Source organism: Rubinisphaera italica (genome assembly GCF_007859715.1).
GTDB lineage: Bacteria > Planctomycetota > Planctomycetia > Planctomycetales > Planctomycetaceae > Rubinisphaera > Rubinisphaera italica.
In genome coordinates this window covers 362894-385568 of sequence record NZ_SJPG01000001.1, presented here as the reverse complement: position 1 = coordinate 385568, position 22675 = coordinate 362894, and the positions used below count along the sequence as shown (strand labels likewise).

The following is a 22675-nucleotide window of genomic DNA, read 5'->3' as shown; positions in this document are numbered from 1 at the left end:
GGATGTTGCAAAAGCAATTCCCAATCTCACACTGGGACAATCATTCTCTGGATGCCCTGTTAAAGAATCCGACCATTTCTGGTCCTGATGAAATCCTGTGGAATCGCGAGAAACAAGACCTCCCCTTTTTCTTTTCACCGGCCGATCGCCCCAAGTACTTTCAGCATTTTCAAGCTTTGGATGGAAATGACTCGAATACGATCAAACAGGCGGATCGATTAATTTCGGGAGTGAATCGATATTTTGGATTTCATGAAATCAAAAGCAGTTGGCCTCCCGACTGGCATGAGAATCCATGGACTGGTATGAGGGTCGACTCGGATAGCCATTGGTGCGAGATCTCGGATTTTGAACATGGCGATATTAAAGTGCTATGGGAGCCTTCGCGGTTTTCATCGGCTTTCTTATTAGTACGTGCTTACTGGCGTAAACCTGACGAAAGTTATGCGCAAGCATTTTGGGACTCAGTAGAAGATTGGAAGTGCAGTAATCGACCTCAAGCAGGTATTCACTGGAAGTGCGGACAGGAAATCAGTTTGCGTGTATTGGCATGGTGCTTTGGCCTGTATGGATTTGCGAATTCCTTATCATCAACCCCCGAGCGAATTGCGAGTCTCCTGAAAATGATTGCGATTTCAGGTCAGAGAATTGCTGCCACAATCGATTATGCTTTGAGTCAGAAAAACAATCATGGAGTTAGTGAAGCGGCAGCATTATGGACAATTGGTTTGCTTTTTCCTGAGTTGAAGATGGCATCTCCCTGGAAAAATATGGGGCGTATATATCTGGAGAAGCAAGCCCAGGAGCTTATTTATGCGGATGGTACTTTTTCGCAGCATTCGATGAATTATCATCGAGTTATGTTACATCTCTATCTCTGGTGTTGGAGGCTCGGCGAACTCCATGAAGAGAGATTGACGGATTCCTTACGAGAGCGAATCCATCTTGCAGGTAATTTTCTTTATCAAGTTCAGGACCAGCAAAGTGGGCAAGTTCCCTGCTATGGTCAAAACGATGGAGCCTTGGTATTCCCTTTGAGTGAATGCGACTATCAGGATTATCGACCAATTGTGCAAGCCGCACATGGAATATGCGATCATCGGCGTTGCTTTGAAAATGGCCCCTGGGATGAGGAGCTACTCTGGCTAGGTGGTGCGTCGTCATTGAATTCTGAAATCATTGAAGGTCAAAAGCAACGATATTCTGCTGTTGAGGGTGGCTATCATGTAATCAGGACAAGCGAGAGCTTTGCGATGACTCGGGCGGGAAAGTTCAGGCATCGCCCCTCTCAGGCAGATATGCTTCATTTCGACCTTTGGTGGCGAGGCAAAAATATCGCGATCGATCCTGGAACTTACAGCTATAATTCTCCTGCACCATGGGATAAACAGTTAGGCTTAACTTGTAATCATAATGCTGTTACTGTAGACGGCAATGACCAGATGGAAAAAGTGAGTCGCTTTTTCTGGTATCCGTGGGTCACTGGCCAACAGGAACACAGACAGTCTTCTCCTGGACAACTACTGGATTGGTGGGAAGGAAGTCACGATGGTTACTTCAGGCTCAAGGATCCAGTTAGCTGTCGTAGAGGCCTGTTAAGGCTGGGTGAAGAGCACTGGCTTGTTATTGATAAACTTTCTGGTCGTCAGTCGCACGAATATTGTCTTCACTGGCAGTTATGTGATGCTCCATACGAATTGGATGCGGCATCAGGAATGCTAAAGCTTGAATTGGAGTCTGGAGGTTATCAGATGAAGATCATTGCATCAGGCGACATGCAATGTTCGCTTGTCAGAGCTGATCCTCAGAGTACTCGAGGATGGCATTCTGCATATTACCTTCATCGAGTTCCAAATTTATCCATTAACGCAACCGTAAATACTCACGCGGTAACTTATTGGACACTATTTGGCCCTTCTGAAAGTCAAATGTCTTTTAATAACAACGAACTTCAAATCAGTTCTCCGGACTGGGCTGCAGACATAAGGCTTGGCGATGCGGGGCGTTTAATCAATCATGTTTCCATGAATGGAAATATCTCAGACGAAATGGAAATCGAATAATGCGAGTTCTCTTAGTTCATCAGGCATTTGTCTCTCCTGGCCAGGGAGGTGGGACGCGTCATTATGAGATGGCATGTAGACTGGTCAAACGGGGATACGATTTTACGGTTGTTGCCAGTGACACTAATTATCTCGATGGAATCCGAAAAGAGGGATCCAAAGGATTAGTTTCTAAAGAAACAATTGACGGGATAAATGTGCTACGGGCATATACGATTCCTACCTATCATCGAAGCTTTGTATGGCGTGTGGTTTCTTTTCTTTCATTTATGGTCACCTCTGTCCTGGCAGGTTTGAGTGCGGGAAAAGCTGATCTCGTGATTGGGACAACACCGCCTATCTTCCAAGCCGTATCTGCATGGATCCTCAGTGTGATTCGGCGTTGTCCATTTTTACTGGAAGTACGTGACCTGTGGCCTGAATTTGCAGTTAACATGGGTGTGCTGAAAAATCCAGTGTTGATCTGGATGGCTCGTCAACTTGAATCTTTTCTCTATGCCAGAGCCTCTCACATTTTGGTGAACTCTCCGGCATATCAAGATTACCTTTTGAGCAAAGGAATCAAAGCGGAAAAAATTTCAGTCATTCCAAATGGTGTCGATCCAGAGATGTTTAATTCCAGCATGGATACAAGAGATATCCGCAAAGAGTTGAATCTGGAAAACAAGTTCATTGCAACATATGCAGGTGCACTTGGAATGGCAAACGATATCGATACGATTCTTCATGCCGCAAGTATGACTGATGCACCAGAAATCCACTATTTGATTGTTGGTGATGGCAAAGAGCGACCGCGTCTCCAGCAACTCGCGAAGGAATTAAATCTTACCAATTTAACATTTACCGGAGGGGTAGCAAAACAGGAAATGTCTGCCTATCTGACCGCCTCGAATGTTTGCCTGGCGACTTTACAAGATATTCCTATGTTTAAGACTGTCTATCCAAATAAAGTCTTTGATTACATGGCTGCTGGTCGTCCAGTGATTTTGGGAATTGATGGTGTCATACGAGAAGTTCTGGAATCAGCGAATGGAGGCGTTTTTATTCATCCTGGTAAGCCCGAAGAATTAAGAAAGGCGGTTATGGCGATGGCTGTCGACCCCCAAATATCTGAGAGTATGGGGAAGTCAGGTCAAGATTATGTAACGCTGCATTTCAATCGTGATAATCACGCAGAAGATCTGCATAAGTTGCTTAATAAGGTTTCCAGGAAAGCAGCATGAGTTAAGAAGTTGAAAACCAATAAGTAAGATCACGCACATGTCGAACAATAAATTACGATTTCTCTATCATCTTCGCTCAGGGTAGTCGCATGAGATTACACTTGATTTCCTATAATATAACGCAATGAATTCTCCGAATTTCAACTTGCGGTCAGTTTTGTAAACGTTCACATCCCCGAAATTGAAATTTCTCTTGCCATCTGAATGGATTGAATCATGATACGTGCATGACACGGAATTCGATTGAAATTCCTGACGAGTGGTTGTCTCGCCAGACTGTAGATGTTCAGGCGGTGATCCGCATGCAGTTTGATCATATTAAGCAACAGGACAAACAGATTGCCGTCCTCCAGTCAACTCTCACACGCGAAAGCTCCCGCTGACAAACCGAAATCCAAGCGAAAACGTGGTGGCCTGTAAGGGCGCAAAAAGGTGAAACGGGAACTGGTGCTGATCGAAGATGTTCATCAGATCATTCCATGCGTTCCCGCTGTCTGTCGGCGTTGCGGGCGAGAACAGAGCGGTGAAGAGATCGAGTCACTGCGTCATCAAGTCTATAAATTACCGGAGATCCAACCCGACATCATCGAGTATCAGCAGCATCGTCTCTGCTGTTCCAAGTGTGGCATCACGACCTGCGGAACCCTTACCCGACGAGGTAGACTCATTCAACGGGGCCGCGACTGACTACCTTTGTCTCACTCCTGATGGCTCATTATCGTCAGAGTAAACGCCGAACGAGCCTGTTTCTCGAATCGATTCTGAAAATCCCTATCATTCCCACTTGGATCTGTAAACTCCAGAACATCACAACAGCGGCACTGAGACCCATATACAATGAGCTGATCAGTCAACTGCCGCGACAAATCCGGATGCGGATAGACGAAATTCCGATGAAACAACCTACTCAGAACACTTGGCTGAGGACGTTTGTGGCTGATCAGTTCACCTTCTTTCAGAACCGGCCGAGTCAGTACGGGAAGATACTGTCGGAATGACTGACAGAGGAATTTTCCGGTACTGTGACCTGCGATCAGGCGAAGATGTACTAGAAGGTATCTCAAAACGTCAAATCGTACAGTCGATTGGCCTGAAAGTTGCATGAGAATCTCTCCCGAAAGGAGGCATTCTCATGCTCATGACACTGGTTTGGTGGCCGAAACGACATCGGTCGTCCACAAGCTCAGTGTCCAGGACGGATCGAACGGTTGTGTTAACCGACAGGCAATGGAATTTGATTGCGGATTTGTTTCCTTGGATCCCCCCTGCCAAACAGGGCGGCCGTCCCAAGGTCCACCCTCGCGACTGTTTGGAGGGTGTGTTGTGGATTCTCGTCACCGGAGCCCGTTGGAAAGATTTACCAAAGGCCTACCCATCGAAAGCGACTTGCCACCGCAGGCACGCCGCGTGGTCCGGAGATGGAACGTTGATGAAGGTTTGGGAACGGTTATTGGTCACCATGGAAGGAAATGGCCAAATTGATTTGAGTGAAACCTTCGGCGATGGCACGTTTGCCTCGGCAAAAAAAGGGGTAAAAAGATTGGTCCCACCCGTCGTGGGAAAGGCACAAAGATTATGATTCTGGTGGATCGCCACGGTACTCCGCTGGCGATCGACACCGAATCGGCATCGCGAAACGAATCGATCTTGATTGAGCCGCTGTTTGTAAAAATGACCTGTAAAAACCACAAGCCCGAACGGATCATTTACGACAAAGCCGGAGATGTTGATCGCATTCGAGACAAATTTCAGGAAGCCGTAATTGATTACATTTGCCCACATCGCCGGGGTCGCACTCGAGCTGTCAAACAGGATGGTCGTAAAATTCGTCGGTACAAACGACGGTGGATCGTGGAACGTACGATCGCCTGGCTGCACAACTATCGCCGCATTGTCACACGCTGGGAACGCCATGATTTTTTGTACGAAGGCTTCGTCGCACTCGGCTGTGCGTTTACACTATTAAAACGGTTTTGAGATAGCTTCTAGTGTAGTGTCTCATTCAGAAAGGCATTTATCCAGAGCGGCTTTGGCACGTTTCACTTTTTCCAATATCTGTTCGGCGGTCTTATGCCATTGATAACCCTTCGGATTTTGATTGTGATGCTCGACATATTCTTCAATGACAGTCACTAACTGTTTCACACTGTTAAAAACTCCCCGTTTCAAGCGGTTGTGGGATAACTCGGCAAACCATCTCTCAATCAAATTCAACCACGAACTGCTCGTGGGCGTGAAGTGAATGTGAAAGCGGGGATGTCTCTTCAGACAAGCTTTCACATTGGCATGTTTATGAGTTGCGTAGTTATCGACGATCAAATGCAATTCCAGGCCGGAAGCTGTTTCCGATCAATTTGCTGCAGAAACTTAATCCACTCCTGATGACGATGATGCTGCTGTTGGCACTGTGTGATCAATGTCCCATCGGCTACTTTCAATGCCGCAAACAATGTTGTTGTGCCATGACGTTTGTAATCATGTGTTAACGTTCCCAGTCGCCCCGGAAACTTCGGCAAGCTTTTTTGAGTTCGATCCAGAGCCTGAATCTGACTCTTCTCATCACACGAGAGAACCAACGCATGCTCGGGGGGATTGAGATACAACCCCACAACATCGACCAGCTTTTCCGCAAAGTCAGGATCATTGGAGACTTTGAACGTTTTGATTCGATGCGGCTTAAGGCCATTGTCTCGCCAGACTTTCTGCACCGTTGAACGACTCACACCGACAGCTACGGCCATCGTTCTCGTCGACCAGTGGTTGCATTGACGGGAGTTTCCTGCGTCGTTCTGCGGAGTATCTCAGCCTCTTTTGTTTCCCGGACCGAAGCCTTACGACCAGATCGCGGAGCATCTTTAGAGATGCCATTGAGCCGCAGTTGAGCAAACCGATTCCGCCATCGTGAGACGGTCCTCCGGGTGCACTGTAGTTGACTGGCAATCTGTTGATTCTCAAAACCCTCGACCGCAGACAGCACAATCTTAGCCCGCAACACAAGCCTTGAGGGAGTTGAACGTCCCCGCGACCACTTCGTCAGTTGAACCCGCTCGGAGTCTGTTAATTCAATTTGCTGAGCCACTCGCATCGTCAAATCCTCCTTAGTTGAAAGATAAGACGCAACTCAACCCAAATAAGTTCCCGCATTTGAGTGACACTACACTAGCGGTTAAAATGTCAGCAAAGATGCTGGGGCACATCTGAAATGATGGTTCGACCTCAGATCGACAAACAAAACTTTCAGAAAATGAGTGAATACGCTGGTAAACATGCCGCCGAAGTCGGTCAACAGTTGTTGAAGCAGGCTGGGAAGTTGTTTGCGTCCATCCGCCGCTGCCAGGATGGAACGATCAGTTGATTAGGTTTTCAAATCACGAGGGGACGGATTCGCAAGCAGACCGAAGTTCTTTTGCTGTGCGGACTCAAACTCCCCTACTCCCCGACGACTGGCACGTGTCGGGAATTGTATTGGCGTCGAGAGAATCTGTGGCGGTTCGTGAGCAATCCGATAATTCTTGCGACGAATAATCACACCGAGTGATCGTTAAGAAATCCAGTCATTTGGCGGAGAGTGTCCTTCGGAACCAACAGAGAATCAGGCATCCGCTTCGTGGACACAATCCTAAGCATACTGGAAACCTGCCGCCATCAAAACACAACCGATTCCTTGACCTGACGACCGCACTCACAGCAGCCAGTTAAGATCAATCCATTCCATATCTGTTATCCGTGGCGTGAAAGGATACATACTCCAAAGCCTTTATCATTCGGAGACTCTTAATTTGCCAACTAATTTGAGAATGTCTCGAATGAGAGAGACGGAGAGATGTGGCTATCTTTGTAGCAAATATTTCGTATCTTCAAGCTGTGCATCAACTGCACCGGATTCTGCAGCGCGCATTATGTAATTTCGCTTATTTCGCTTGTTAGAATGTGTTTGTTCGAGTTCCGCCTCGACTACCAAGAAGAGTGGGATTGGGGATTGGGGATTGGGAAAAAGAACCAATCCCTAACCCGGATTTCTCACCCCGGGGTGGAAAAAAGGCTGCCTGGTTTGGGATAAGTTGTTTTCTCACAACAGCTTTCACCCCTGCGGTACCAGACATTGAAAAGTTGGAGTTGCGAGCGGCGGGTTGTCGCCAAGGCCGAGCCATCTCTCGAAGGGAGAGAACCTGAGGCTGGCAGTTTCCTGAGTGGTTTATCACACAGGATGTCGACAGTGATTCCAAACGAAGCACCGTCCGCGCACGTATGCTGGTCCATCGCAGGATGCTGACCAAAGGCAAATTCATCGACGACAGCAAGAAGAAACGCAGTGTCGTTCCGGTGCGATTTGTGAGGACGTGCCGGAATGGACACATCGGCGATATTGACTGGTACGAATTTGTACATGGCGGAAAGACCGAATGTCGCCGTCAGATGTGGATCGAAGAAAGGGGAACCAGCGGAGATCTTTCCGAAGTCTATGTCCGTTGCGAGTGCGGAAACGCAGAGCGAAGCATGGCCGCCGCATTTGAACAGCCCATTCTTCTGAAACACTGTGATAGTAACCGGCCCTAGTTGGGACCTTTTTCAAAGGAGTCATGTGATCAAATCAATCGTCTGTTGATCCGAACCGCCAGCAATGCGTACTTCGCCCAACTCATGAGCGTCATTTCTCTGCCCGATCGCAATGAAACCCTTCGCGACGCTGTCGAAACCGTCTGGTACTTTATTGGTGAAGTCGAAGATGTGGGCGAACTCAAATACGAACGCAAGAAGGCAAAGGTCCACACGGTTCTGGACGGTATTAATGATGACGAAGTTTTCGCCGAGGTGAAAGTTCGACGAGGACAATCTGCGGAAACATCGAAGTCCATCAAACATGCCGAGATGGAAACGCTGATCGCCAGTAAGGACGAACTCGGTGATGACAAACCGGATGGAAACTTTTTCGCACGAAACCTGCCGCGTGACTGCTGGGATGCTCCCTGGATGAGCCAGGTCGAACGTGTCGTGCTGGTCCACCGCCTTCGCGAGGTGATGGCTCAAGCAGGCTTCACGAGATTTGAGGCGGTTTCACCGGATATCGATGGAGAATTGGAAATGGGTGTTCAGCGTGCTGCGCTGGCCCGAGAGATTACATGGTTGCCTGCAATCGAAAAACGGGGCGAGGGAATCTTCATTCAGTTCCGCAAAGATGCAGTTGAGCAATGGGCGAGCCGCCAGGATTTGATTGCCCGCGGTACACGGCTACTGGCCGGCTACGAAGCCTGGAAAGGCGAATACTCGGGAGCCCATAAGAAGGTTGTCGAAGCGGGTGGATTGCTCCCCTATGTGCTGTTTCATTCGTTCTCCCATCTGCTGGTCACTGCTGTTTCCCTAGAATGCGGCTACCCCGCCAGCTCAATTCGGGAGCGAATCTACACAATTCCTGATGTTGGTTACGGCATCCTGCTTTACACGGGCACATCCGATGCTGAGGGAACGCTCGGCGGGTTGGTGCAGGTGGGGCGGCGGATTCACGAACACATACACAACGCTTTGGAAATGGGGGAGCTTTGCTCGAACGACTCCGTTTGTGCTCAACACGAGCCAGCAAATCAGCATGAACGTCGTTTTCTGCACGGTGCAGCCTGTCATGGCTGCCTGCTGATCTCCGAGACCTACTGCGAACAACACAATGAATTCCTCGACCGCGCTCTTGTCGTTCCCACTGTGGATCATCTTGGCATCGAGTTCTTCAGTTTGAGGGGCTCATGAACGGCACCTTGACGAGACTCAGCAATAGCGACCTGCAATCCCTGATTGCAGCCCTGCGTTCTGAACGGCTTGCTGCCCCGTACACAGCATTGCAGGTGAGCCGACTGATTCCATCCTATGGTCGCTGACTGGTTTGGCAGAGCAGGGATTCTCAGAAAAGCAGATCGCCAAACCCCGGGAGTTGATCCTCGCCGACCGTACCGGAGGACAGGCTGTCGAGCCTCCTATTGACCTCGTCACATCTGGGCCGGAAGCCCCTGGAATTACGAACCGGGACACATCTGTTGTGGTTCGCGAACTGTTCGCACATGCCAATCACTCCGTTCTCGTGATTGGATACGCCGTTTATCAGGGACAACAGGTTTTCGAGGCACTTGCCACACGTATGGAGCAATTCCCCTCGCTTCAGGTCCAGTTCTTCCTGAATGTCCCTCGTCCAGATGCTGACACGACGCCGTCAGCAATCCTTTGTCCAGGTTCAAGCAACGATTCAAAGACAAGCAGTGGCCTCTGAGGTGCCGACTTCCCGATGTTTATTACAACCCCCGCTTGATTGCAGACGACATCCCTGTGCATCTTCTCTGCATGCCAAATGTGTTGTTGTGGATTCCCGAAAAGTGTTTGTATCGTCAGCCAACTTTACGGAGGCCGGTCAAGTGCGAAACATCGAAGTGGGCCTGAAGATCGAAAGCGAATGGCTCGCCAAACGAGTCGAAACTCATTTCAGACATTTATATGACCAGGGCCTTGCGAAAAGAGCATTCTGATAAACTGAGTTCATCGGGGTTGTGGATGAATGAGAGATACTGACCGTTTGAAAAGACTCCGACTGAAGAGTAATGGATCTCCATCACTATATAATGATACGTTTTTGCCAATTGTTTAGCTGAGGCTTCCAAACTGTCGAACATGACCAGTTATGGAGGTGCAAGCCTTATCGCCAGCGGAAGTGCTGAATGCAAAAGTGTGCACGTGTATAATATTTCCGCCATTTGCCGGCTTTTTGCAAAAAAGCCAGATAGAACTGGAAACAACCGGAAAATTTCAGAAGCGCGCTCGTTAGACAATAGCTCAACCAACACAACACCCGTTATCAACACCGGAAGCCGATTCCCATAATACGATCACTCCTCATTGCCGCACTCATCGCTCTGTTCGCCTTCACCGGACCAAGTTTCGGCATCCAAACCGGGAATGTGTACGCATGCAACCATGGCGATTGCGGTGACAACTGAAGTTTTATGTGTTCAAAGGTGGTCAGTTGCTGGCGATGATGAAATAACCCTTTAAATACAGAGATTCTGTTCGATTTTTCAATCAAGAAACCCAGCAGAAAGAATTCTCGGATCGTATCATGGACATGGTCATATACCTGGTACGATCCGAGAAAAGTTGCGGGGCTGCTTTTGACCTGTGAACGATGTGCTCACAGATCAAACGATGTCCTCGAAATCCTTGATAGTTAAAAAACAATCCATACCGGCAGCCCAATGGCTGCCGGTCAAATGCCCCACTGAGCGATCAGATTCTGGAGGAAGACTTTTCAGGATCGATCTCAGCCCTGGATGTACTGGGATCGTCTGATGACGATGACGGCGTGACTGCTTCTTCCCCCATTTGACGGGCATATTTTTTTGCCATCGAGAGCGTCGGTTGGGATTTGCCAAAATGCTCCACTGCGTCAGACATGGTGACACCCGGTTGCTCGAAATACTCGAGAACCTGTGTGGCATTTTCCTTGGCCCAGTTTTGATGGTTCATGCGACTGAGTTCTTTTCCGAATGCGTCCAGTCCATACTGGCTCTTGGCGTATTTCAATGCGTTTCGAATAGTCGGAACAGACATCCCGAAATGCTTCGCAGTTTTTTCCATCGAAAGTTTTTTATTCAATCGAAACTCAGCGACAAGCTGAGCATTTTCTTCAGGCCAGGATTTTTTCTTGGGCACTTGAAACTCATGCTTCTGAAACAATTGCGGGCTCAACTTGTCGAATCGCTCGGGATCGACAGCAAAATCGTTATTCGCGATTGCGGCACTATCATCATCAAATACCTCTGTCAGATTTCTGCGCGTGCGTCGCCGTGGCTTGATACCAGTTTTTCCAATGTCGAGTCCATATCGTCTGACACCTGAAACAAATCATTCGCTTCTTCCAGTTCAGCCAATACCCCCATGAGGCAGGTGTTGACCTCCACTTTACCTTCTGGACTGCATTTAATGGATTTGATATGTTTTGATAATTCCACATTCATTGCAGAGGCATGCTCACTGTCGAGAATCCGAGCTAAATTCAACAGTCGATCTGCGACCCAATCAGGATCGATTGCCTCCCGTTTTTGACGAGTCGCGGAATCCAAATCATTAAGTGCTGTTTCGATTTGATGGATTCGTTCCATGGCTGATTGTGATTCGTGCTCGACCTCATTGCGGAATAAAGGGCAGATATCTGGATTACTTAGTGTTTCAAACCAACCGCGTCTTTTCTTTTCCAGATCTCTTTTCTCCTAGAGAAGAGCTTCTTTTTGTGTGGCAATATCTGGCTGAAGCTGTTCCACTTGGTTTTGTACTTCAGAGAGTAGACGTCCAAAATTGGAGGATTGCATCAGCTGTTTTTTTGAATCATTGGCTTGTACTTCCGTGTAAATTGAGTAAATAAAAAGAAGAGAACGGCGAATTCAATCGCCGTCCTCGATGCGTCCCAATCGGAATCGATCAGGTCAGCAATTATTGGGATATGGAAAAGAGTTGCTGTCGGATGAGATCAAAAACGGTCTCTCTGAGCCACTCCTCGGGTATTGAGAAGTGATTGTCACACTCGTCAGCAAACCGTGCCGGACAGCGGTAAGACACATAATTACGTATTTCACCTGAGATTGTTTTGTATTTTGCACCTGAAGTGGCGACCATTGATCGGCCACAGGAGGAACAGATCACTAATCCAGAGAGAGGATATTTGAGTGCAATTCCTCTTGCATGTGGCATATTGGGTCTACATCCGTTCTTTGATTGATCGTTGGAATCATTGTTTTTCAACCGACGAGCGGCCCGATTCTTAGCGGCCAAATCCCAAAGGGCTTTGTCGACAATCGGCTCGCAGAAGTTTTCATTTCGGACCCAATCTTGCTCCGGAACTGGTTGTCGTACCCGAACATCATCGACGATTCCATAGCAATATTTACCCCAGATCATTTCTCCATAATACAGTTCATTTTGCAGAAAACTGTCGATGGAACTGATCGAAAAGGGTTTGAGGTCTTCTGGGATCTCAGGATCTTTATTGAGTTTCCTGCAGATCCTGGAGGCCCCCAGATTTTCATGAGCCGCAGACTCAAATATTTTCAGAATAATTCCTTTATGCTCAGGGATCGGTTCAATAGTCCGATAGTCGATCTCCTCCACTCCCTTGCGGAGAGTCATGATGTTTTTCAATCGATATCCAAACGGAGCCGATCCCCCTGGCCAATGCCCAAGCCTAACAGCATCATGCTTCCCTCTCAGGACGTTATGTGCTTTGATTCGTCCTTCTTCAGTTGCCCGGAACGACTCGACAAAACTCAGTGCTTTTCCAGGCACACTGTCTGGGTTCTCGAAGTTGCTGTCCGCAGTTAGAATTTTAATGCCCTGCCGAGCCAGCTTTGAGCGAATTTCGTGATTATTGTCCGCACGTGAAAAACGTTCAAAAGAGTCAACGAGGATTAATTCTGCTTGGACTTTGCCGGATTTGAGATCTTTCAGCATTTGCTGAAAGTCAAGTCGCTTGCGGCTACTACGACCAGAAATTCCATCACCCCGATAAATTGCAACCACTTCCCAGGGAAGTTGTAATCGGTGTATGAGTTCCTTGATCCTCTCAATCTGCTGATCAGGAGATCGTTCATTCTGCATCTTTGTGGACATCCGCACATAAATCACGACGCGGTACTTTTTGTTGCGATCAAATCGATCAATTAACATGATCCTCTTCCTTAATAGTTGAGGGATTTGAGTTCACCTGGCAAATCCTCACCTGATAGACTCAGAAATCAGGACGATGGAACGCTTTATTCACACCGGCCCAACGCACGTCAGGCACTACTAGGCATTTGCGCGCAGCAGAAATCTCTGAATCCTGTCCTGAATTTCATGGTTTTCAGGTTTTTCGTTGAAATTCCTCTGAGACGAGCGATTTTGCGATGATTCGCGCCATCAATGTCAGCAGACTTACCCGTCTCTGCTCCCGTACCAGCAGCAGCAATCTCATTTGCTGTTGCGGTGTCAGTTCGTCTGGCCAATCCATTTCTGCATTTGCCAGCAGAAGAGCCCATTTCCGCAGGGTTTGATCGGAGATTGCGTCTGAATCGAGTTGGTCACCTGTCGATGACGAGTTCACAACTGGTTGCGGTTTGATAGTGATCTCCTTTTTGTAATGATCAGATTTGATTCTGGAATTCCCGTGCAAATGTCGGGGAGAGTTTGAGGCCGTATCCATGAAAAAAGCGGTCCACTCTCATTGGAGAATGAACCGCTTAAAACAGATATTGCTGGATCTTCAGATCTGAAGTGAAAGGAATAATAACGAAGACAATACCGAGTCGTACCTCCGCCTGCTTTTGAATCTGAAAACCATCACAGAATGTCCCTGTCTTGAAGAAACTGCTGCATCTCAGATCTTCGGATTGAATGACCACTTGGCTTTTTACAGGAGGGACATTGATAACTTATAAAGATGTTATCACGATCTGTGTCTTGAGGATTTAACTGGAAATACTCAAGTATGGGAGAGTCGGCACACACTTCACAACTCAGCTGGCGATCCACCGCGAGCGTGTTGAATGCCCGACTAGCACGAATTTATGAAGCATCAACTGCAGGAATGATATCACTGATTGTAATTCCAGGCTGAAACTCACTAAATGAGCGAGGTCTCTTGATTCTGTTAGAGCGAGACTCTTCGATTTGTGATGAATAGAGATGGACGGAAATCAGCATCGCGTTCAGAAAGCGATTGACACATCCCCACTCACATGGATTACTGATTAATTCTCCAATCAATTCCCGACCGGTTTGAGTGCGAATCAATTCGCTACCTGCCGGGTGAAGACCAAACGTATGGCCATGAAATAAATGCGTTTTCAGCTGATCGTTATAACGGTCTTCAATGGGGAGATCGAGATGCCAGATTCTATGAAATGTTGTTGTTGTCTCATTCCACAAGCCCTCAGCGACAAAATCCTGGATCAAATGCATCCACGCATAAGAATAACAGCGATGAAGAGCGGCTCTGGCTTCATAGGAGAAGATGTCCATGATCTTTTTAGGAATCTCATTGGCTCCGTTTGGATCCGATCTGCGACTGTATATTCTATTCCACTCGCTCCAAGCGTTGCGGGCCAATTCAATTGCTTGCTCGGGATCATTTTCAAGAACATCACACGCATCCTCCATAAGTTCGGTGCGAAATTGAGCATACTGCTCATCAACCTCTTCGCCATACTTTGGCGAACTGAGTGTTTGAAATGTCTCATCATGGAATTCTTGCTGAGTTTTTTGCCCATCACGAGCACTGGCAAGCATTGATTCCAATTGATTTTGACGATCCCGAATCTCACTCTCATTTTTTTGTGACATCCGGGAATCATCGAAGACTTTCCGAGCCCCATTGCTCCGAGTCTCCGGCAACAGTTTTGCCAGTAAAAATGATTCTTTGACTTCTAACTCATGTTGAGGGCCATCTTCACGACAACACGCCCAGTAAAAGTTAATGATTTTGTCATGGTTTGGGGATGTTGATCTGCGATCTTTATACAGACCGCGTTTATCAATCCACCATTGATCAATCGTAAAATTGCCTAATTCTACATTCTGATCCCGATGTAGACGAAGTGGAAACGTTCGATTTCCAACCTTCAAACCCCGTTCAATTTCTGGTTCCATCCGAAAATTCTCCTCAATCCCTGCGCGCAAATGCCTAGCTCCTAAACCCTCGCACAATGGATTTAGGAGATCTGAACATGGATGTAAGTCATTTTACGCAAACAGATTCTGAGTGGACCCAAAAATATGGCAAAAAATTTAAAATGCAGAGATTTACTGAGTTCCCAGCCGGGATAGCGGCTCCCGAGAAAGTTCGCGTCTATCGCCGGGCCGATTATTTTTTGCTGCAATGGTGGGAGCCCTCCGAAAAAAAGAACGTGGCTGAACGAGTGCAGGGGGATTTGCTAACGGCGATTGTGCGGGCACGGACCATCGATGAGCGACTTACCCACTATCGGTCTTCCTGTACGGGAACCCGCCGACTGGGAAACCAGCAGTTGATTGGACAGTATATTGAGGATCTCCAGCAGCGAGCCGCCGCTGGAGAAATCAGTCCTGCGACAGCCAGACGCTATGCATCAGCCCTGGAGCACTATCGGGGATTTGTTTCTCAACCAAAAATTGAAAAACGCTGGGCGACAGCAGCCAGTGTCGATCGAAAATTCGTGCAGGAACTGCGAGCCTATCTTTCTCAATTGCAGATTTCACCAAACGGTCACACCAATACTGCTACCCGCCCGCTTCGCTCAGCTGAGTATGTTCTGGATGTGATTCGTTCGATGTATACCTGGGCAGCCGATGGTCAGCGGGGAAACCTGCTGCCGGCTGGGTTCTCCAATCCGTTCTGTGGGAATCGGACACGAAATCATCGTCGGGCTCCCGATCTGTTTGGGGAGCCCGACATTACGATTTCGATGGCCTGCGACTTTCTGAAAGAGTGTGATTGTTTTCAGCTACGATTATTCATTCCCCTGATCCTGTTCGGACTTCGCGCCTCAGAACCCTGCTTCATCTTTCGCGAAGATTTATCTTCTGAATGGCTGCAGGTTGTCTGCCGTCCTGGATTTGATTACGACACCAAGGGTTTACGGGATAAACGCTTTCCCATTCCTGAACTTGTCCATACCTTGCTGGCAACGGATTCGGACAGGCATTGCCTGTTGTTCCCCCAGCGAATGATTTTCCAGGGGAATAAACAGCCCCAAAAAAGTTTTGCCACAGTCCAAGAGTTTTCGGATGACTTTCAAACGCAGATCCAGAAACGGAATGTTCCTTCCCCTGAACAGCGTCAGCGATTGCTCAAATTGCAGATCCGGAAGGCTGGGGGGATCAACTATGATCAGGTTGAGCATGAATTCCATGGAATTCAACAGAAACTGGGCTGGCCCAGTCAGGCCACACTGAAGGACTTTCGGCATCTGTTCAGCACATCCTTGGAGAATTCGGGGGTCCCTCTGTTCTACAGAAAATATCTGATGGGACAATCACCGGGGAATTCTCCGATTGTCGGTTACACGCACGTTAATGAGCTGAAACGACAATACGACCTGGCTCTCGACAGAACACTCGCTCCGGTTGTGGAGATCCTCTCCAAACGGATGTCGCAACTCAAGTTGACTCAGGCATGCTGCTGAAGCCATTCTCGGGCAAATGCTGTTGCTGCCCGGGAATCGAGAGCAAATTGGAGTTGCTTGCGTTTGGTCTCAAAGCGGGTATGCGTGTAATTGGCCGTCATGCCCAGATTATGAGAACTACTCTGATTGGCCGTGGAGTGCCCCATCAACTCACAACGGATCAGGGGATCAACATTGGCATCCTGCAGAGTCGTCGCAAACAGATGTCGCAGCATTTTTGGGGATGTGAAACCCTGCAGTCCCGCTCGTTCGCAGACCCGAATAAATTCAGAACGAACCTGCTCGATTTTGATGGCCCCGGCATCGCGCCAGACTGTACGACAGATTCTCAATCTGGCGACTCGATCGAGTCCAGTGGGTTCGTCGGTTTTCTGTACGACAAGTCGTTGTTGAAGTTCGCGTTCCATATTTGCCGGAATGGGATTCTCAATCTGTCGGGTATTCTCGGCAAACTGTCTCCGCTGCAACAGGGTCCCACTGGATCGCTCGCGGGTGATATGTTGAAGGATCTGACAGAGTTCGTTGACCAATGGGATCTCACGAGCGATTCGGGTTTTGATCTGCCATCCGAGTTGAGGTCGATTATTGATCTGCAAAACCGACTGCTCGAAATTGACATCGTCTGGCAGTAACAGGTGTGTCATTTCTCCCGGCCTCATTCCTGTCAGCATGAGTGTCAGAAATAGAGAGACTTGCCAGTCATCGCAGTGCTGCAGGAATCGCATTTCCTGATCGGAAGTAAACAGAATGATCGGTTTGGAATCCTCAACTGACATCCGATCGAATTCCAGATTGCTGAAAGGGTTGTCACTGTAGGGAGGCAGGTGTCGCCTTTTGATGGCAAAGTTGAATAGAGAACGACAGCAATGCAGGATGTAGAGAACTCCCTTGTCGAGTAACGGACGTGAAATCGAATGGGGATGACCATTGGGAGTCACTTCCAGCGTTCGCAGGTATCGTGCAAACTGTTCGGCATGTTCCAGACGGAATTGGGCAGTGACCTGAGGTACCCGGTGTTGCGAGAGAAAATTGATCAGATGCTGGGTCGCGCTCCGGTAGCGTTTGATCGTGTGGACAGAGGATCGCGTCACATGTTCGTGATGGTCCAACCAGCGAGTTCTGAGGTCGTCGATTGAGATCGAATCAAAACTCAGGACAGCTGGAACCCCAGTTTCGAGTTGGACATTGATTTGAGAAGCCAGCTTTTTGGCTTCAGCTAGATCTTGTCCGGAACGCGACCGGTGTCGCTTACCATTTTCGTGATAGGTCAAATACCAGACCTGACCACGCAGATCACCACGCACACGACCGACGCGAAAGCTGGTCGTTTTTCGGGCCATAAATACTCCTTTCTGAAATGAGCAAATGAGTGAGAAATAGAGCCACCTCGCTGGAAGCGTTTGGGCAAAGAGAGTCCCAAATCGTGAAGTCGGAACTGAAGAGATCATCCCTCGATATCGATGAAGATCATTGAGCTGAGGCGAACGCTCGGAGGGGCAGTCGTTGAGTCAAATCAGCAGGACTCAAGACAAAGAACGGCGTTCAAAAAGCAGCGGAGAGCCTGAATTCAGAGAATCATTCCGCCACAAAACGCCACAAACACCGCCACAAAATGCGTTTTCGAAAGAGAGCCCATCAACGCAAACACCCACGTGTCAATGAGTTATGACTCGTGGGTGTTTGGGGATGCGGAGAGGCAGGGATTCGAACCCTGGGTCGGTTGCCCGACGCCGGTTTTCAAGACCGGTGCATTCGGCCGCTCTGCCACCTCTCCGAGCGGTTTGTACGCGAAACGTAGCATGAACTCCCGGGGGGTGTCAAGGAGTTTGGGCGTTGTGTCTGGCAGACACTCCAAATTCGAGAAATGTTCACCTTAAAAAAGGGTAAATACTCAAAATATGCACTAATTTCAGGCTATGTTGAGTCTATGGTTGGCTTGCCTTTGCTCATTACAATCGATGTGGTTTGACTCAACCTCCACGCCCATCACTGCGTATTGGGTCGTGCCACCCCATCCAAGCGTTACAATAAGGGGGAACCTATTCTACAAAGCGGAAAGAGAATCCAATGAGCGAAACTCATGGCGAGCCGAATCGTTTAATTCATGAATCCAGCCCCTATCTCCAGCAGCATGCTTATAATCCTGTGGACTGGTACCCTTGGGGAGGAGAGGCTTTTGCGGAGGCGAAAAAACGTGAATTGCCCGTTTTCCTTTCCGTTGGTTACAGCGCCTGTCACTGGTGTCATGTGATGGAGCGGGAGAGTTTTGAACATCCGCAGATTGCTCAGTTGATGAACCAATGGTTTATCAATGTGAAAGTCGATCGCGAAGAACGGCCGGATGTCGATCAGATTTATATGACAGCTGTCCAGTTGGTGACCGGACAGGGTGGCTGGCCGATGTCGGTCTTTATGACACCTGCAGGCGAGCCCTTTTTCGGGGGGACCTACTGGCCGCCAACTTCTCAGCAGGGGATGCTCGGATTTGGTGAGATTCTCCAGCGGATTCACGATTACTGGACGCAGCATCGGGAAGAGTGTGTGGGCAAAGGCCGCGAAATGGTAGAGGCGATTGACCAGTTGCAGACTGAGCAGCGGATGAAAAGTACACTCAATGAAAATCTGCTGAAAAATGCCGAGCAGAAAATTCTCGAAGCCGCAGACTGGCAACACGGTGGACTGGGACAGGCTCCGAAGTTTCCTCACCCGGTCGATTTCAAATTGCTGTTACGCACCTGGAAACGCTTCGGCAATGAAAAGGCATTGGAGTTCGTTTGTCTGACGCTCGACAAAATGGCGGATGGCGGAATTTACGATCATCTCGGAGGAGGATTTGCGCGTTACGCAACCGATCAACGCTGGCTCGTGCCACACTTTGAGAAGATGCTTTATGACAATGCTCAACTCGTACCAGTCTATCTCGACGCCTATTTGGCAACAAAAAATCAGAAATATCTCAACACTGTTAAGGAGACGCTCATTTATGTGATGCGGGAAATGACAGCTCCTCAAGGTGGTTTCTATTCAACGCAAGATGCCGATAGCGAAGGAGTTGAAGGGAAATATTACGTCTGGACGAAATCAGAAATCGAAACACTGCTTGGTGAGGATGCGGAAATCTATTGTGCCTGTTACGACGTATCCGAGCATGGCAACTGGGAAGGTCATACGATTCTCAATCGTCCTCTATCGGAGGAATTGCTTATCAAACAGTTGGGGATAGAACCAGTTGAGTTAGAGCATATTTTAGAGCGATCCCGCAAAACTTTATTGAAGCATCGGGAAGCCAATCGGATACCGCCTGGTCGCGATGAAAAAATTCTGATCGCTTGGAATGGGATGATGCTATCGGCTTTCGCTCAGGCGATTGCGGTTATCGATTCAGATTCGTATCGAGAAACTGCACGAACTACAGCAGATTTTCTGCTCTCAACCATGCGGGATGATCAAGGTCGATTGTGGCATAGTTACAAGGATGGTCGCTGCCAGATCTCTGGTTTTCTGGATGACTACGCCTGCCTGATTGAAGGGCTGACCGAATTGTCGCTGGCTGTTCAGGAAGAGCGATATCTGCAAGCGGCCGTTGAATTGAGTGAGACGATGATTGCTCAATTTTACGATGAGGAATCAGCCGCGTTTCTGTACACGCCACTTGATCATGAACAATTGATTGTGCGAATCCGCGATCAGTACGACAATGCGATTCCTTCAGGAACGAATCTGGCGATTCATGCTCTTTTTAAGCTGGGGCAGCTTGTGGACAATGAGAAATTTATCGCTGTCGCAACGGCTGCACTCGATACAGTTTCGGGAACACTACTGCATCAGCCCACGGGCATGTGCCAGGCATTGCTGGCTTTGGATCGACACTTGGGGCCGACTTCGGAATTTATTTGTATCGTACCAGACAAGGAAACGTTCACAAAGAGATTTCATCAGCTTTGCTCGCAATATGTACCATTGTCGACATTCGTTGTTCAGTCCGAAGAGACTCCGGCGTGGTCGTTGTTGAATGCTAAACTTCAGGGGAAGTCCACGGTTGAAGGAAAAGTGACTGTTTATCATTGCACACAGGGGCGTTGTGATGAGCCCTGGGTTGGGTGGGATCAAATCGAGAAGAATTTGTCCTTATTGGGTACTGGAAGCAATCGCAACTGATCCTTGTTATTTGTCATCTTTACTGCAGTTTGCAGTTAAATGTAGCGGCTTCTTGATGGTTTGAGCCCTATATTTCAGACTACCACCCGCTACACATTCAGGGAAACGGCTCTAGTTTGAATCGTCGGAATCATTTTCGTTAGATGGCTCTTCATAAGGAAAGCCGATTTCATTCAGGCGGGCGATGAGAAAACTGCGGACCTCAAAAAAGAACTCTCGGTCGCCCGAGGACATGGCCTGTTCATAGCTGTCGATGATTTCCTCAAACTGTTGTCGTTCGTCTGGTGCGATTTCTCCAAGAACGCGTTCGGAAAACTGGAGCAGGCGTTGATGTTGAGCTTCGTCGCGGGGATAGAATTTGATGTTCTCCAGCTTTTTGACTGCTGATTGCACTTCTGCTTCAGAAAGATGCTGAGCGTGATTGGTCAGGACTGTGCGAAAGCGTTTCTCGGAATTGGGCACAAAGGCTTCCACTTCGAGCAGGCCATTCAAATCGTAGGTGAAGCGAATGCAGATTGGTGTACCAGCAGGACCGAGTGGAATATCTTTGACCGTCAATTCGCCAAGAAAGATATTATCTTCTACTTTGCGATGTTCACCCTGGTAGACGCGGACATTGGTTTGCCGTTGGTTCGCTCGGACTGTCGAGACAACTTCTTCTTTTGAAATTGGCAGCGTCGTATTTCGATGAATGATGGGCAGATAGAAACCATTTACATCCCGACCGGCAAACTGCTTGACGACTTCAACGCCGAGAGTGAACGGACAAACGTCCGTCATCACAATATCCTGCACCGCGGCATCATTCACAATGAGTGCGGCCTGGATTGCTGCTCCAATCGCGACGACTTCATCGGGATTGTGCTGGCACATCGGTTCTTTGCCAAACATCTCTTTGACACACTGATTCAGAACCGGCATGCGGGTTGCACCGCCGACGAGAATAACGTCGTCAATCTGTTCAGCAGATCGGCCTGCATCTCGCAGAACTCGTGCAATCGGGCGACGGATTCGATCGAGTAAAGGAGTGACGATTTTTGTGAAATCTTCCGAAGTAATCGTCAAACTTTCCGGCTCAGTTGAAAAGTTTCCTTCGTGATCGGGAATGCGGATTGTCACCTGAGAAGCGCTGCCAAATTTGCGCTTGGCTTGTTCACATTCTTCCCTGAGTCTCGCGACCAATTGAGGATGTTGGATTTCCGCGGACTCCAGATGCAGCTTTTGAGATTCCAGCAGCGAGCCTGCCAGGCGGTCGGTAAAGTCTTCTCCGCCGAGTGTGCTCTCCCCGGCTGAGGCAATGATTTCGAGCGTCCCTTCGAAGACTTCCATCAACGTGACATCGAACGTTCCACCTCCCAGATCAATCACGAGCAGATGTTTTTCCGCGTCCCGATCGTGAAAGCCATAGGCCAGTGCGGCAGCAGTCGGTTCGTTAATGATCCTCCGTACTTTCAGTCCCGCCAGTTCACCAGCAATTTTTGTCGAACGTCTCTGCAAATCGTTGAAGTAAGCCGGAACAGTAATGACGGCTTCTGTGATTTCTTCACCGAGATAAGCCTCGGCATCCTGCTTGAGAGTTTTCAGAACAAAGCTCGATAGTTCTTCCGCATTCCATTTATTACTGCCCAGCTTCAGTAATTCTTTCGTTCCCATCAAGCGTTTGAATCGTGACGCGACAGCCTGCGGACGAGTGACCCGCTGTTCACGAGCCGGTTCTCCTACCAGTAATTCACCGGATTCCAGGAGACCGACCACAGATGGAGTCAGCAGGTCTCCATGACTGTTTGGGATCAACTCCGGTTGACCATTGCGAAAAACAGCACAGAGCGAATTGGTTGTTCCTAAATCAATTCCGAGAATCATGAGCCGGGAAGTTCCTTGAGAATCTATAAAGCAATGCCTCAACTATGGTCAGATGAGCAATCAACTGTCAACTGCTGACACGAGATCGGACAGGATGTTCAGAATGATGATGATGATGATCAGAAAGCCTGCGGAGGCTAAAGATGATAACAAAAAAAGAGCCGCTCGATTGCTCGGCGGCTCTTGAATTGATGATAGCTCA

The 22675-nt window shown here is 48.4% G+C and carries 20 protein-coding genes, 1 tRNA gene and 1 pseudogene; 12 read left to right on the top strand and 10 right to left on the bottom strand.

Annotated features, from left to right (window positions below; genetic code table 11):
* Positions 1-176: 176 nt before the first annotated feature.
* From Pan54_RS01525 to Pan54_RS01500, 6 genes are all read left to right on the top strand, one after another.
* Positions 177-2063 (top strand): alginate lyase family protein, encoded by a 1887-nt coding sequence (locus Pan54_RS01525; RefSeq protein WP_165441525.1) that lies wholly within the window; start codon positions 177-179, stop codon positions 2061-2063.
* Positions 2063-3286, top strand: a complete 1224-nt coding sequence (locus Pan54_RS01520; RefSeq protein WP_146501797.1) for a glycosyltransferase family 4 protein — start codon at positions 2063-2065, stop codon at positions 3284-3286. The genes Pan54_RS01525 and Pan54_RS01520 overlap by 1 nt, the downstream gene beginning before the upstream one ends.
* Positions 3287-3513: 227 nt before the next feature.
* Complete coding sequence (locus Pan54_RS25670) at positions 3514-3669, top strand: hypothetical protein (protein ID WP_165441524.1); 156 nt, start codon at positions 3514-3516, stop codon at positions 3667-3669.
* A gap of 49 nt (positions 3670-3718) precedes the next feature.
* Positions 3719-3973, top strand: coding sequence for a hypothetical protein (locus Pan54_RS01515; RefSeq protein ID WP_146501795.1), 255 nt, complete (start codon positions 3719-3721; stop codon positions 3971-3973).
* A gap of 445 nt (positions 3974-4418) precedes the next feature.
* Positions 4419-4865, top strand: coding sequence for a transposase (locus tag Pan54_RS01505; protein ID WP_146501791.1), 447 nt, complete (start codon positions 4419-4421; stop codon positions 4863-4865).
* Entirely contained in the window at positions 4862-5263 is a 402-nt protein-coding gene (locus Pan54_RS01500) for a transposase (protein WP_242631189.1), read from the top strand. The genes Pan54_RS01505 and Pan54_RS01500 overlap by 4 nt, the downstream gene beginning before the upstream one ends.
* A 21-nt stretch (positions 5264-5284) precedes the next feature.
* Here the strand turns inward: Pan54_RS01500 and Pan54_RS01495 are convergent.
* A pseudogene (locus Pan54_RS01495) lies at positions 5285-6371 on the bottom strand (IS630 family transposase).
* 117 nt (positions 6372-6488) lie between these two features.
* On the opposite strand from Pan54_RS01495, the gene Pan54_RS25665 reads away from it, so the two are divergent.
* The gene (locus tag Pan54_RS25665) at positions 6489-6641 is read left to right on the top strand and encodes a hypothetical protein (RefSeq protein WP_165441523.1); all 153 of its coding nucleotides are present in this window, start codon (positions 6489-6491) and stop codon (positions 6639-6641) included.
* 665 nt (positions 6642-7306) lie between these two features.
* Here Pan54_RS25665 and Pan54_RS01490 read toward each other — a convergent pair.
* A complete protein-coding gene (locus tag Pan54_RS01490) occupies positions 7307-7822 on the bottom strand; it encodes a hypothetical protein (protein WP_146501787.1) in 516 nt (171 codons plus the stop codon).
* A 21-nt stretch (positions 7823-7843) separates the two neighbouring features.
* On the opposite strand from Pan54_RS01490, the gene drmB reads away from it, so the two are divergent.
* The 3 genes from drmB to Pan54_RS26700 all read left to right on the top strand — a co-directional run bounded on the left by drmB (position 7844) and on the right by Pan54_RS26700 (position 9792).
* A complete protein-coding gene (drmB, locus tag Pan54_RS01485) occupies positions 7844-9025 on the top strand; it encodes a DUF1998 domain-containing protein (protein ID WP_261343163.1) in 1182 nt (393 codons plus the stop codon).
* A gap of 133 nt (positions 9026-9158) precedes the next feature.
* Complete coding sequence (locus Pan54_RS01480; protein WP_146501783.1) at positions 9159-9539, top strand: hypothetical protein; 381 nt, start codon at positions 9159-9161, stop codon at positions 9537-9539.
* A complete protein-coding gene (locus Pan54_RS26700; RefSeq protein ID WP_146501781.1) occupies positions 9451-9792 on the top strand; it encodes a phospholipase D-like domain-containing protein in 342 nt (113 codons plus the stop codon). Before Pan54_RS01480 ends, Pan54_RS26700 begins: the two co-directional genes overlap by 89 nt.
* A gap of 754 nt (positions 9793-10546) precedes the next feature.
* On the opposite strand, the gene Pan54_RS01470 is transcribed toward Pan54_RS26700, so the two are convergent.
* The 5 genes from Pan54_RS01470 to Pan54_RS01450 form a co-directional block, all read right to left on the bottom strand.
* A complete protein-coding gene (locus Pan54_RS01470; protein WP_146501780.1) occupies positions 10547-10972 on the bottom strand; it encodes a hypothetical protein in 426 nt (141 codons plus the stop codon).
* Positions 10973-11082: 110 nt separating this feature from the next.
* The gene (locus Pan54_RS01465) at positions 11083-11421 is read right to left on the bottom strand and encodes a hypothetical protein (RefSeq protein WP_146501778.1); all 339 of its coding nucleotides are present in this window, start codon (positions 11419-11421) and stop codon (positions 11083-11085) included.
* Positions 11422-11749: 328 nt separating this feature from the next.
* On the bottom strand, positions 11750-12979 hold the full coding sequence (locus Pan54_RS01460; RefSeq protein ID WP_146501776.1) for a recombinase family protein: 1230 nt from the start codon (positions 12977-12979) through the stop codon (positions 11750-11752).
* Between the two features lie 175 nt (positions 12980-13154).
* Positions 13155-13493 carry a hypothetical protein gene (locus Pan54_RS01455; protein WP_146501774.1) on the bottom strand — a complete coding sequence of 113 codons (339 nt, stop codon included), beginning with the start codon at positions 13491-13493 and terminating at the stop codon, positions 13155-13157.
* Positions 13494-13855: 362 nt separating this feature from the next.
* Positions 13856-14938: a hypothetical protein gene (locus Pan54_RS01450; RefSeq protein ID WP_146501772.1), complete on the bottom strand. Its 1083-nt coding sequence runs from the start codon at positions 14936-14938 to the stop codon at positions 13856-13858.
* Between the two features lie 143 nt (positions 14939-15081).
* Between Pan54_RS01450 and Pan54_RS01445 the strand changes: the two genes are divergently transcribed.
* Positions 15082-16452 carry a phage integrase family protein gene (locus Pan54_RS01445; protein WP_146501770.1) on the top strand — a complete coding sequence of 457 codons (1371 nt, stop codon included), beginning with the start codon at positions 15082-15084 and terminating at the stop codon, positions 16450-16452.
* On the opposite strand, the gene Pan54_RS01440 is transcribed toward Pan54_RS01445, so the two are convergent.
* Together Pan54_RS01440 and Pan54_RS01435 are read right to left on the bottom strand one after the other, a co-directional pair.
* Positions 16437-17792: a tyrosine-type recombinase/integrase gene (locus Pan54_RS01440; protein WP_165441521.1), complete on the bottom strand. Its 1356-nt coding sequence runs from the start codon at positions 17790-17792 to the stop codon at positions 16437-16439. The genes Pan54_RS01445 and Pan54_RS01440 overlap by 16 nt on opposite strands.
* A 349-nt stretch (positions 17793-18141) precedes the next feature.
* A tRNA-Ser gene (locus Pan54_RS01435) sits at positions 18142-18226 on the bottom strand.
* A 293-nt stretch (positions 18227-18519) separates the two neighbouring features.
* On the opposite strand from Pan54_RS01435, the gene Pan54_RS01430 reads away from it, so the two are divergent.
* Entirely contained in the window at positions 18520-20610 is a 2091-nt protein-coding gene (locus tag Pan54_RS01430; protein WP_146501766.1) for a thioredoxin domain-containing protein, read from the top strand.
* A 111-nt stretch (positions 20611-20721) separates the two neighbouring features.
* Here the strand turns inward: Pan54_RS01430 and Pan54_RS01425 are convergent, their stop codons facing one another.
* Positions 20722-22473: an Hsp70 family protein gene (locus tag Pan54_RS01425; RefSeq protein ID WP_146501764.1), complete on the bottom strand. Its 1752-nt coding sequence runs from the start codon at positions 22471-22473 to the stop codon at positions 20722-20724.
* Positions 22474-22675: the final 202 nt, after the last annotated feature.